The 12,192-nt window shown below is 39.5% G+C and carries 12 protein-coding genes and 4 pseudogenes; 11 read left to right on the plus strand and 5 right to left on the minus strand.

Going from position 1 to position 12,192, the window contains the following annotated elements; genetic code table 11:
* Positions 1-447: 447 nt before the first annotated feature.
* The 6 genes and pseudogenes from ACZ45G_RS05230 to ACZ45G_RS05255 all read left to right on the plus strand — a co-directional run bounded on the left by ACZ45G_RS05230 (position 448) and on the right by ACZ45G_RS05255 (position 5,445).
* A pseudogene (locus ACZ45G_RS05230) lies at positions 448-1,337 on the plus strand (ISAzo13 family transposase).
* Positions 1,338-1,464: 127 nt separating this feature from the next.
* The gene (locus ACZ45G_RS05235) at positions 1,465-1,704 is read left to right on the plus strand and encodes a hypothetical protein (RefSeq protein WP_464175699.1); all 240 of its coding nucleotides are present in this window, start codon (positions 1,465-1,467) and stop codon (positions 1,702-1,704) included.
* 200 nt (positions 1,705-1,904) lie between these two features.
* Positions 1,905-2,150 carry a 3,4-dihydroxy-2-butanone-4-phosphate synthase gene (locus ACZ45G_RS05240; RefSeq protein ID WP_464175701.1) on the plus strand — a complete coding sequence of 82 codons (246 nt, stop codon included), beginning with the start codon at positions 1,905-1,907 and terminating at the stop codon, positions 2,148-2,150.
* Positions 2,151-2,847: 697 nt separating this feature from the next.
* Positions 2,848-4,722 carry a hypothetical protein gene (locus ACZ45G_RS05245; protein ID WP_464175703.1) on the plus strand — a complete coding sequence of 625 codons (1,875 nt, stop codon included), beginning with the start codon at positions 2,848-2,850 and terminating at the stop codon, positions 4,720-4,722.
* A gap of 215 nt (positions 4,723-4,937) precedes the next feature.
* Positions 4,938-5,141, plus strand: a complete 204-nt coding sequence (locus ACZ45G_RS05250; RefSeq protein WP_464175705.1) for a hypothetical protein — start codon at positions 4,938-4,940, stop codon at positions 5,139-5,141.
* A 58-nt stretch (positions 5,142-5,199) separates the two neighbouring features.
* Positions 5,200-5,445 (plus strand): hypothetical protein, encoded by a 246-nt coding sequence (locus tag ACZ45G_RS05255; RefSeq protein WP_464175707.1) that lies wholly within the window; start codon positions 5,200-5,202, stop codon positions 5,443-5,445.
* Positions 5,446-5,683: 238 nt separating this feature from the next.
* Here the strand turns inward: ACZ45G_RS05255 and ACZ45G_RS05260 are convergent.
* A pseudogene (locus ACZ45G_RS05260) lies at positions 5,684-7,132 on the minus strand (IS91 family transposase).
* A gap of 195 nt (positions 7,133-7,327) precedes the next feature.
* On the opposite strand from ACZ45G_RS05260, the gene ACZ45G_RS05265 reads away from it, so the two are divergent.
* Positions 7,328-7,615, plus strand: a complete 288-nt coding sequence (locus ACZ45G_RS05265; protein WP_464175708.1) for a hypothetical protein — start codon at positions 7,328-7,330, stop codon at positions 7,613-7,615.
* Positions 7,616-7,844: 229 nt separating this feature from the next.
* Here the strand turns inward: ACZ45G_RS05265 and ACZ45G_RS05270 are convergent, their stop codons facing one another.
* Positions 7,845-8,048, minus strand: a complete 204-nt coding sequence (locus ACZ45G_RS05270) for a helix-turn-helix transcriptional regulator (RefSeq protein WP_464175710.1) — start codon at positions 8,046-8,048, stop codon at positions 7,845-7,847.
* Between the two features lie 130 nt (positions 8,049-8,178).
* On the opposite strand from ACZ45G_RS05270, the pseudogene ACZ45G_RS05275 reads away from it, so the two are divergent.
* The 4 genes and pseudogenes from ACZ45G_RS05275 to ACZ45G_RS05290 all read left to right on the plus strand — a co-directional run.
* Positions 8,179-8,613, plus strand: a pseudogene (locus tag ACZ45G_RS05275) (transposase); the annotation flags it as partial.
* Between the two features lie 402 nt (positions 8,614-9,015).
* The gene (locus tag ACZ45G_RS05280) at positions 9,016-9,207 is read left to right on the plus strand and encodes a hypothetical protein (protein ID WP_464175712.1); all 192 of its coding nucleotides are present in this window, start codon (positions 9,016-9,018) and stop codon (positions 9,205-9,207) included.
* A 157-nt stretch (positions 9,208-9,364) separates the two neighbouring features.
* Positions 9,365-9,964, plus strand: a complete 600-nt coding sequence (locus tag ACZ45G_RS05285; RefSeq protein WP_464175714.1) for a hypothetical protein — start codon at positions 9,365-9,367, stop codon at positions 9,962-9,964.
* Between the two features lie 28 nt (positions 9,965-9,992).
* Positions 9,993-11,027, plus strand: coding sequence for a hypothetical protein (locus tag ACZ45G_RS05290; protein WP_464175716.1), 1,035 nt, complete (start codon positions 9,993-9,995; stop codon positions 11,025-11,027).
* 349 nt (positions 11,028-11,376) lie between these two features.
* Here the strand turns inward: ACZ45G_RS05290 and ACZ45G_RS05295 are convergent, their stop codons facing one another.
* The 3 genes and pseudogenes from ACZ45G_RS05295 to ACZ45G_RS05305 all read right to left on the minus strand — a co-directional run.
* Positions 11,377-11,601: a hypothetical protein gene (locus ACZ45G_RS05295; RefSeq protein WP_464175718.1), complete on the minus strand. Its 225-nt coding sequence runs from the start codon at positions 11,599-11,601 to the stop codon at positions 11,377-11,379.
* Positions 11,582-11,776, minus strand: a complete 195-nt coding sequence (locus ACZ45G_RS05300; protein WP_464175721.1) for an ATP-binding protein — start codon at positions 11,774-11,776, stop codon at positions 11,582-11,584. Before ACZ45G_RS05300 ends, ACZ45G_RS05295 begins: the two co-directional genes overlap by 20 nt.
* A pseudogene (locus tag ACZ45G_RS05305) lies at positions 11,772-11,918 on the minus strand (Mu transposase domain-containing protein); the annotation flags it as partial. The pseudogene ACZ45G_RS05305 and the gene ACZ45G_RS05300, both read right to left, overlap by 5 nt.
* Positions 11,919-12,192: the final 274 nt, after the last annotated feature.

Raw genomic sequence — 12,192 nt, forward strand, 5'->3', positions numbered from 1 at the left:
AACGTGAAATATCAATTACTTATAAAAATCTAGACTTTTACATTATAGTATGAGATAGTTACGGTGCAATCTTTATCAAAAATTTAAGAGGCACCGTTAATGAAAAAAAAAAGAACACCTGGTCCAAAACCATTGTCACCTTATCCTGCTGAAATTGAAAAACTTATCAAAAAGACTTATTTGACGCTGTCAGAAAAAGACAGGCGAGCATATGCTGCAATAGAAGCGTTAAAATTACCGAGAGGTGGAAAAGCGTATATCGTTGAACTTTTTGGTTGCAGTAGAAATACCTTAGTTCGCGGTATCTCTGAAATAAAAAACCCGGAAATGGTTGTAAAAGACAGAACTCGAAAGAAGGGGGCTGGACGAAAACCAGTTATAGAAATAATTGAAAATATAGACGAAGTCTTCCTCAAAGTTATTGACGACCATATCGCTGGGGATCCTATGGATGAAAGAATTCGTTGGACCAATTTAAGCCACAAAAAAATTGCAGTAAAAATGAAAGAGGCGGAAATTATTATCAGCGTAACTGTGGTTAAAAAGCTGTTAAAAAAACACGGGTTCACAAAACGAAAAGCCTTTAAGAATAAGCCCATTGGGACTTCTAAAAATCGTAATGAGCAATTTGTAAAAATTAACCAGTTAAAAGAGCAATATCTCAAAGACGGCAATCCGGTTGTCAGTATGGACACAAAAAAAAAGAGCTTTTAGGTAATTTATACAGGGATGGCCATGTATATACTACGGGTGTAATTGAAGTCTATGATCATGATTTTCCATATCTTGCTGATGGGATAGTAATTCCGCACGCCATTTATGATTTAAAATTTAACAAAGCCCATGTAAACATTGGGGTTAGTAAAGATACAAGTGAGTTTGCCTGTGATTCGATAAGGATCTGGTGGGAAGTTTATGGCAAACTTCAATATTCGAATTGTACTTCCATCCTCATACTTGCAGATGGTGGTGGTAGCAATTCAAGCCACCACTATATCTTCAAAGAATACTTGCAGAAGCTTGTAGATGAAATCGGAATAGAAATAAGGATGGCACATTTTCCTCCTTATACATCAAAATGGAATCTTGTAGAGCATCGGCTATTCCCCCATATTACAAGATCTTTAAAGGGTGTCATCCTAAAAAGTCATGATTATGTAAAAGAACTGATTGAAAATACGACTACACTAACGGGTTTAAAAGTTAAAGCCCACATTATAAAAAAAATCTATAAAACTGGGAGAAAATATGCTGATAATTTTAAAGAAACCATGAGAATAGTTTTTGATGATTGTCTGGGGCAGTGGAATTATAGAGCGATACCGGGAAAAGGGTAATTATAGTCAGTTTATTTTATTTTTATTCCTAATCAATGACAATGATCCTCATATAGGAAACGAACTGTTACAGCGGTTTCGAAAAACACTATCAATAAAAGATACCAAAAAGGCATCACGCACTGTAATGAAAATGCTTCAAAAAGCGGAGGCATATACTAAAAAAAAGGATCGGCAGATAGCTGAACAGAAAGCAAAGGGAAAAGCACTCAAAGAAAAGGAAGCGGCCATCGCAAGGGAAAAACATTTGAACGGACTGGCCGGAAGGGAAAAAGAAATCTGGAAGAAAGTGGACACCCTTATTTTGACCAAAAAGCCAAAGGACTATGATGAAGCGGTAAGAAAACTGAACAATATATTAAGATAAAATATAACCGTTCAGAAAGGGGAATATTTTGACCAGGGCCGATCCGGTGTGGTGCACAAACCTTGAGATTCCGGTTGGCCGGTGGATTTGTTTATTTAACGGCTGTCATGGATTGGCATCCTCGGGCCTTGTCGGGCAGTCCCACCCCATCATCTCCCCTGATATTATGGTAATGTTTTATAACAAAAAGGGAGTTTTGTATGAATCAAGTGTCTATTTCCAAGTTCGGCAATTCAATTGAACGGGTGGAGCGTGCTATGGCCGCCCTAGTATCTGGCAAGGGCGTGCTTTTCGTGGATGATGAGGACCGCGAAAACGAGGGGGATCTCATTTTCCCTGCCGAGACCATCACAAAGGAGCAGATGGCCATGCTGATCCTGGAGTGCAGCGGCATTGTCTGCCTCTGCCTCACCCATGACAAGATAAAACAGCTGGGGGGTGTTTGAACGTAGGGAACACACAGAGGGGACCGTGGACCTGATGGGGCTTGCCGGGTTCGTCGAAACCTCTATTCTTTCACACGTTTTCATCACAATTAACACTTAATTATCCTCTATTGTCATTATTATCGCTAAAATTCAGTAGTTACCGGTTAGGTTTTTGCGTGCTTGGTGCTTTTTCGATCTTTGACAATATTGTCCCGGTTTGAACTTGGAGAGGGATTCTCCTCGCCAGTGAAAAGCCCATTCAAGATTGCCGTTCGCAGTTGTCGACCTCTTCTGATGGTAACCTTCTCATTGAAGCTTTTGCGGCAATGGATTGCCAGCAACAGGTAAGTGATAAGAGTACCAAAGATTTGAACCATACGTCTATATTTAGCATAGGCAGCATCATAGAAAATGTAGTTGCCAGGTTTGATCTCATGTTCCTCACGTCTGGTTTTGGTTGTCTTGCTTTTAATGCGGCAAACAAAATGTTAAACCTGTGAACCAATCAAAAACACCAGTTCGAGTCGTTGGGTATAAGATCGCAGGTTCAACGTTTTACGTGGCAACTGATCCACATGATCTGACTGCTGAGCAAGTGGCCAAGGTCTAAAAGCTCAGGAGGGACATTGAATCCTTTTTCAAAATGAATGTTAGACGTTCTGTAGTACTAATAAATTAAATCAGCAACATACCAATAAAAATGACAAGGAAAGATATGAAAATACATATTTCAAGGATAGCTTGTTTCCTAATTACTCTGGGCAGCATATTGTATGTACCTGTGTTATATGCTAGTTCTCCGCTTGACGGGGTAATACCTAAACAGCTGTATACAGCAAAGCGAATACCTCTCGGTAAACCGACCACAAAGACTCAAACGGAATTGGACGAGGAACTGGTAAAACAAGTTCGAATTGATAAATATAATAAATACAAAGATTTCAATAATTATCATAAAGTTGCCAAACTAATTGCAGAGGGGGCATTTATTAGTGATAAGGCTCTTTTCTCAGCAATAACGGACAGATCATTTAATAATGTCGTTGGTAAAGATTTTAAATCATTTCAACTTATGTATCTGAATGGTGATTTTGAACCCGATATATTTAATAAGTTGAGTTGTTCAGATTTGATTAGCGCCTTTGCTCCTAAAAGAATGAATAAAAAGAATAGAAAAAATGCCCACATAACATCAGAGCAAATAGCGCTTTTTCTTTCAGATAAAGCGGATTTAACAAAATGTAAAGAACTTCTTCGATATGTCACTACTTCTTATAGTATTGAAGGGATTAACCTAAATGTCGCAAAGATCCTTATAAAACAAGGTGTAAATACAAATAATATCCTTGAACAAACCATTTTTACAACTTGGGATACCGATAAAACAAGTATCTATGGTAGCTATAAAAAAAAGGGTGAACAGACCTTACAATCTAGATATCGGGTCATCAAGTTTCTCGTTGATGAAGGAGTCAAACCGACACCAAAAGATCTTGAAGTGAATTTTCAGAGCTATATTAAACATACTAAGAGCGCTAAAGCTAAAGGAATAATTGTTCAGAAACTTGAGTATAACCAATTCGATAGAATAACAAAATTGCTTCTTGCTTCAGGAATTAAGATAAACAAAAAAACAGAAAAACTTTTTGTCGAGTATCGAAAAGTAATTAGCAAACAAAAAGAAAAAGCCGCTCGTATTAAAAACAAAAAGGACAAGGCCGCATTAAAAAATTCTATCAACCTTTATCCAAAGGTTATTGGATTATTTGAGGCGGGAGCAAATCTTGATGTCGAATCTACTGTAAAAATAAATGAGCTGACTAAGCAACTTCACGCCGCTGTGGTTGCAAAAGACAAACGGCGCGCTTCTTTCTACCTGAAAAAAGGTGCTCAAGGAAAACTTTCTACTCTAAGAAAAACAATTGTAAACAATATGGACAAGGTTGCTATTGCAATTATGGAGCAAAAACTAGATTTTGATGGTTATATCATTGCTTCATTAGCGATACAGCATGAGTCTCCTGAACTTGTAACCTACCTTTTAAAGAAGAATAAAATTCCTGCTGAAGGTAGTGAAGGGTTAGTCGTTACAGCGGCCAACAGGAAATATACTTCTCTTGTTGATAGCTTGATAAAAAATGGAACTAATTCTGAAAATGCCCTTGATCTTTCTATTGATAAATATGGTAGTAACTATCCGTCTCAGATTATTGCTGATGCTGGTAATGACCGATGCAAGATCAAGCTAAACGCGTTTAAAGCAGAAGAAGCACGACAGAGCAAAATTGCGAAACAAAAAGCGAAAGAAGCGAGAGAAAAAAGAGAGCAAAAAGCTAAACAAAAACGAGAAAATGAAATCCGTCAATATATTGCCAAGAAGAACAAAGGAGATATGGTCTGTAAAGATGGTCGAATGGCAATTTTCCTAAATGTCACAATTAAGGCTTATGTAGAAGAAGTTTCTGGAAATAAGATTCGTATTCGTATTGCCGATACAGAAGGTGTTTCTCCTTATTATAATGGTGTTTCGCTCCATCAAAATACCATTATATGGGATGATTCTCAGGAATGGAGAAAATGTAGGTTTTAATTTTTATCGACCAGTGCTGACTTGCCCCCTTCTTGAGTACAAACTGTAATGTTAGGAAGGCTCCGGATTTTGAAAATATAGTTGCTGTGTACCATTTTCTCTGCTGCTTTTCAAATACATACCCAAGGGAACTGGCTGATGATATCAGCGAGAGGGGGGGGCTTAAAGGATTTCAAATAGATATTGGAAAAGGCAAATACTGTGAAAAAACTGAGGTGATCTATCAAGAAATCATTGTGGAAGCGGTCCAGGCCCAGGTGCGCTATACCATGCCCAAACCCTGCTGGGCCGTGATGACCTTCAAGGTTGAGCCAGGAAAATTAAACTCAGGGGTGGTAGGCGATATCCTTTTTTTCGGGCTATTGTCATTTGTTCCGGTTTCCATTATGATGATTTCCTTTGAAGTTTTGTTCTTGTAATCAGTGGCGGCTGATCAGGGTTGCTATCCTTAAACATGCCAAGGGGAGATAAAGTGCAATGGATTCAGATTTTGTAAAGCAAACAACTATGCAACTGGGTGCAGATATTTGCAATATCGCTCCGGTCAACCGCTTCAAGGATGCACCGGAAGGATTTCACCCGAACGATATTTTTCCGGATTGCAAATCTGTTGTGGTCTTTTTGTCTCATTTTCCTTTAAGCTTTCTTGGGTGTAAATCCCTGGTACCCTATCCCTTTATCCAGAATAAGGATAGGGACTTTTTTTTTTCAAGCAAGGTATAACAAAGAATAATAAAGATTATCAAGTGCCTAAAATATGGCCCCAGCCGGGCACGACCCCAACATGTTGGGGTCGTGCCCGGCTGGGGCTTCGATGTCAAATCGGCCTTGGTGATAAAAAAAACAACCCTGGAAAGATCAAAAAAAATTGAACCTGATTCACTGAAAAAGGGCTGAACAGCTATTTTTTAGGCTGATTTTAAGCATACCCCACCGGAAATCCCCTTAAGCGTTGAAAAAATTAATTCCAATCGGCAGCCGGGATTTGGGAATCGGAAAAGTCGTAAACCAAATCTGGAATAAAATTGGGAATAGCAGGTTTTGGTGGATCATGGTTACGGATATCCCAAAGCCCAAGGTGACGCAGAATTTTTTCGATTATGTCGAGTTCCTCGATAAAGCTGATGATACGCATCGTGCCTTGGCTCTTGGGACAGATCAGCGGGTCCACATCATAGATTTTCTGAATCAGACGAGCCCAGCTCTGACGGAACTTTTTGGAAGACATCTCGTTCGGGATAACGGTAGGAATGGTGTCATCCAGATCGGCCTTTTTTCTCATCCCCCGAGATTTGTTCGAATACCAGCCGTAATACCTTACCGTCTGTTCGTACCGACCGGGAATATGTGTCACCAGCCTGGCCAGCCAGTCCATAGCATTAAAAGTTTTCCGGGACTTGTGGTCTTTCGAGGTGTATACGACCTTGGCGGTACCGTCATGGGAATCTTGCTCCGGGATGTAGACCATGCGTTCCTGAGAAAAACAGGCACGCATGATGTACTGGGCAAGATTGCCGAGACCTGTCTGGTCATCGGAAAAGATCCTGTCACCGATGTAGACATGGAAACCTGAATGGCGCTATGAAAGCATATTTTCAATGACGGCATCCGTTATCTTCCCCTTTTTTTTAAGCATTTTGAGAACTTCATACTGGAAGATTTCTTCCAGGTCTTCCAGCATGAACCCCGGAGCCATGTGAAAATAACCGTCTTGTGAAAAACAGCCGTCGGAAACAATGGCATGCAGATGAGGATTAAAGTTCAGAAAGTCTCCATAAGTCTGTACCGCAATACTGGCACCGGGCACTGCATCATTATCAGCTACACTTGATTGGAGATATTTTTTAATGACGTTCCAGGCGCAGATAGACAGTTTTGACAATAATTTCCTGTCAAAGAGAAAATAAATCCGTAACCGCTTGGGAATGCTGAACACCCACTGCCGGTGTGCCACATCCTTGAGCACATTGCAAAGTAGCCATTCACCGTATTCAATGACCCTTTTCTGGTGGCAGGAAGGACAGAATTGCCTGCGTTTGCAGGAGAATGCCAGGAGGTATTCATGGCCGCATTCGTCACACCGGACCCTGGCAAACCCCATGTGGAGATCCCCGCAGTCCAGGTATTTATAAATCACGGTCATGACGTATGTTCGCCAGAAACCCAGGCGGGATGCATACATGTCGTCCCACATCCGTTCCAGTTCTTCAAAATGATTTTCAACACATTTATAGTATGCGCTTGCCTTGGGGTTACGAGGCTGGTAAACATCAAAATTATGTGTTGCTGGCTGGGCCATGGGAAAACCAATAATGGTACTAAAATTGTTAGGTGTATCAAAAGAAAAATCAGAATTTGTGTGCAGGATGAAGACAAAGTATTTGTTGAAACAATACAACATATGTTGCATAAAATAAACACAAAGAATATAAAAAGCAGGTTAGCTAACAAAAACATGCTCGCGCCGAGCCGTAGATGTTCAAGATTGGGCTGCACCTCGGCTGTCGTAGATAGAGTCGAATATCGAAAGGCTACAGAAAAGCAAATACGCTGCAAGGTAGCAACGGAAAACGGCTAAAACCGGCAGCAACTATAAGGAACCAATATGAGTGAATACCAGTATTATGAATTTCAGGCCATAGCAGCCATTCCCAATGATACATATGCAAGCGATTTTAAATTTGAGGTCCAGGGCAGAACCGGAAATGAAATGGTGTTCGCCTTTGCCTCGGAAAGCCCCCTTCCCGATCTGCCCGGTTCAAAAGAGGCTGCATATGGGTTGAAACAGCTGGATGTGAGTATCACCGAAATAACAAACTGGTTTACAGGTTATGCCCGGAAAAGAGGCATCTCCCTTTCCTGGGATTCGTTGCCCATTCTGACACACGAGTGATTTTTTTAGTCAATGAAGTTGCAGATATCAATAAGCGTAACCAGATGCAAATCGTGTTTGACATCCTTCCTGGAGAGTTTGGGAAAAACAAAATTTTCAGAACCTGTCAATTTTGACAGGTTCTGAAAATTCCAGGGTGTGCTATTGAGTCCGCAGTTCTTTGACAATTTTGCTTGAAATAATATTTTTTTCGGGATGTTTGATTGGGTACACCAAAATCTTTAATCTGCTACAGACCATATTCTGATAATAGATTAATTGCTTGGGCAATATTTGAAACTCTTAATTTTTTGACAATATTGTATTTGTGAAAATTCACTCCACGGTCAGAAATACTCAGCCTGTGGGCAATCTCTTTGACGATTAACCCCTGTTTTAACAGATCGATAACTTTATTTTCCATCGGTGTGAGCGGTAATGTCTTTTCGTTCACACAATCATCTTCCTGAAATATGAAACTCATGAAAAAATACTTTTTTATTATATACGTATACCCTATGAGTGTACCGGTTAATAACTTGAGTTTCATGGAAATCGGCTCATGGACTATCGGATTAGAAATGATCTTGGTTATCCGAGTTGGCAATGGTTTCATATATTTAACTGCAGTGATAGACTGGTACAGCAGGTACGTATTATCATGGCGGCTCAGTAATAGCCTTGAAAATACTTTCTGTGTCGAAGTCCTGGAAGAAGCATTAAGTATTTCAAAACCTGAAATTTTCAACACAGACCAAGGCAGCCAATACACAGCGACGAACTTTTTAAAGATTTTGACAGACAGCAATGTCAAGATCAGCATGGATGCAAAGGGACGGGCACTCGATAATATCTTTGTGGAGCGTTTATTATGGCGGACAGTTAAATACGAAGAGGTCTATTTAAAGGACTACCAAAGCATGAAAGACGCTCAAAGCTCATTAAAAGATTATCTGAAATTTTATAACAAGGAGAGGCTTCACCAGTCATTAAAATATAAAACTCCGGAATCAATTTATTATATGGCTAACTAAACGATTTATAAGGAAGTTTAACAATTTTATTGGGGGCCAGCCCCCAGCCCCCAGCCCCCGGGATTTACCGCTTAAAGGACCAAAGCATGAAAAGGGGCAGTGCATATGCGTAACACACTGCCCCCATGCTTCGGTCACCAGTTACGGCGCTCAGGTTGCTTCCCAGCATTACCCTATCCTCCGAGCTGGCAGGGCATAATACCAGAGAAAAGTAAAAATTCAAGGGCTTCTTCTTGAGAGAAAGGTCTATGGAGGCCGAACTTAACAAGAGGGGCTGGGTACTTTAGCCAAGAATTGGGTGTCTTTTTTGTAAAGCGTGCCACACTTTTCTATGATCCTTGACTAACAGGTGTCCCTGGGTTTCAAACAGAACTATGAGGTTATGATATGCAGAGCAAACGTGGTGGATACAGAGGCAAACCAAAAAAAAAGTTGCCTCCACATCTCAAACGTGTTCGTATGAATGTTCGCATCCAAAAATGGATGCTTGATCAATTAAAAGCAAAAGGAGAGCTCGGAGTCATTTTAGAAGAAATTTTGAAGAATGCAGGTTTTAAATATCGTGAAAATCCAAAATAATCAAAATTGTAAATTCAAATCAACCGAATAGAGTCTTAAAATTTGATAAAGCCGGGACAATTTAGCTGGTAAATCAGACTTTAAATGTAGCTTAAAAAAAAGGAAAAACGGTCTTGACATGGGGTCCACTATAAAATTCATAAAATACGGAGAAATCTTGAAAATCCTTACTGTTATTCTGTTGGCATATTTCCTTGCTGTACCTGCCCACGCCGGGTCTCTTGCAGATAAATTATTCGAACTTTCGGATTCTGCTAAAGAACAATCTCGCATATTACATGAAAGAAGTGAAAAAGCCCTACGAAAAGCCAAAAAAGAAGTCTCTAATTCATATCAGGATTATAAAAGCAGAAAAAAATTAGAAGTAGAGCAGAAAAAAAGGAAAGAAAAACGTATCAATAATGCTGTCAATTACTATGAAAAACAAATTAATAAGAAAACAGTACCAAGGACCATCGTTAAATATGCAGATCCATGCTCTAGCCCAAATGCAATCTGTCAAACAGATTCCTTGAATAGAAAATGGTGTTGGTTTTCCGGTACGTCCAAAGCATTATGCAGCTCACCTGCTCAAAAAAAAATTTCTAAGAAGGTAACAAAAAAAAGATTGAAGGTATCTGTACGCGAGTCTTTAAAAAAGAAACAAAATAAATGCCGCAAAAAAGTATATGAAGAATGGGCAAAAAATGGGGCAGGCAACCAAGAATTTGCAAGCGTTTCTTTAACAGAAGCCTTGAAGGTTTGTGATTGCGACTAACATTTCAATATTTAAAAAAGGGATACACATGGGTAACATTAACGATAATATTATTGAAGACAAGAACCGTAACATTAATAAGGCATCAAATGAATTTTATGAAATCATAAGCAAATACGCAGATTCAAAAATAATTTCTAAAATATCCAAACTTTCCAGACCAGCGTTTTTATCCTTCATTGTGTTGTTGCCAGTATGCCTGTTATGGGAGGGTATTAAGATTGCAACATTGGGCAATCTGCCCCTTAATATCGGTGTGATTGATAGTTTTCTTTCTGGCATCTTGGGGACATTTTTTTTCGTGTTTGTGCTAACTATTGTGAACAAAACATTTTTCTCAGTCGTAAAAAATATCAGAATTTATCAAGTCCCATTCACATGGATTCTGTTTTTTATTCCATTATTTTTGTTATTAATACTAAGTAAAGGTTATCTGCTAAGTGCAAATGCATTTTTATTTGCCGCCGCGGGTGATCATGTCCGCAGTTTTGACCAATTCGGCAAGCTCTTGGAAACGGCACCTTTTTTGCCATCTATTCCGATGAACTTTGCTGTAACAGCAATATTTTTTGATTGGAAAGATATCGTCCAAGTTGCTGCGGGTTATCTCGATATTACGTCTTTATTAATCGTCTTAATTGTTCTTTTAATAGCAAGTGCAAATGCTTTTTACTTTAGCCTTTTTAACAAAGGATTTTCTGTCTTTTGCATGGTGCTTAGTGCTTTTGGTATTTTTTTCTCACTCACCCTGGGCGTTTTACCTGATGAGGAATGGATTCAGAATAGAAACATAATAATTATTCAGATAACCTTACTTTCAATATTTTTAATCGGGCTAACGGGTCTGTATCAGGTCATAAGAGATGAGGCGTTTGAACGACTTTGTCCCTTGCCAAACAATAAGCCAGATGCGGAAGGTAACTTGTCAGATAACCAGAAAGAGCTTATGACGAATTATGAAAAAAATCAGGAAGAAGCTTTCGCTAAGTGGCTTCCACCTAACACGTTCACCTTTTTTGTCCTTTTGATTTTGGCGGGTCCTGTCATCATGCTTGTACTTTAGGGCACATCATCAATACTATTGATATCAAGCTTGAGATTACTCAAGTGATCAACGACAATTATTTTTTTCCTGTAACGACAATTAAAACTCCCGTTTTCCATTCAACATAACCAGCTAATTTCATTAAATAATACTTGCAGAATCAATCTCACTATGGTTTCTATCTTTATCCTTCCGGAGGATAGGGCTACGCTGGAGAGCAACCCGAGCGCCGAGAAGGTGACCGAAGTATGAGGGCCGTACTTTCATGTGCGGCCTTTACTTTTTGATCTCATACTTTGGTCCACCATGCGTTAAACTCCGGGGGTTTGGGGGCTGGCCCCCTTTATAAATTTGGTAAAAAGTCCTTTTATTCATAAAATCCGGTTCTGCCATGCGTCAAGCCATTGCGTGATAATATTCGACCGATAGTGCTTTCTGATGGCATAGGCTCGATATCATCATCTTCCATTTTATTTTTAATTGCTTTGGCGCCACAAAACAGACCGTTGTTATATAATTCCAGCCGTATCATTTTGACTATTTCTTTGATTTCTTCTCTTGTATATTCTGTATCAAGACCTTGGTTGGGCATCGTCATAAGTCCTTTCTATTGGATTCTTTGTTTTTGCCTGTTCCATTCGATAACTGTCTATGTTCAATTCCAGAATGATGCTGTGATGAACGAGCCTGTCAATGGCGGCTGCCGTAGTCATGGGATCTTTAAATATCTTTTCCCATTTGGAGAATGGCAGATTGCTGGTGATCATCACCACGTTGCCTTGGCAAGGTATCAACCTTTTTTTGGCCGTACCATATTTCCAACCGTTCCATGTACAGACGAGCCTGGATACCTTCACCAATAAGTCTGCTGTTTACAGAATACACATTATGGTTTACCCGTATAGTGCTGAAGGATAGGAACTTTCTTTTTTTCAAGCAAGGTATAACAAAGAATAATAAAGATTATCAAGTGCCTAAAATATGGCCCCAGCCGGGCACGACCCCAACATGTTGGGGTCGTGCCCGGCTGGGGCTTCGATGTCAAATCGGCCTTGGTGATAAAAAAAACAACCCTGGAAAGATCAAAAAAAATTGAACCTGATTCACTGAAAAAGGGCTGAACAGCTATTTTTTAGGCTGATTTTAAGCATACCCCACCGGAAATCCCCTTAAGCGTTGAAAA

It is taken from the genome of Desulfoconvexum algidum, assembly GCF_055382125.1.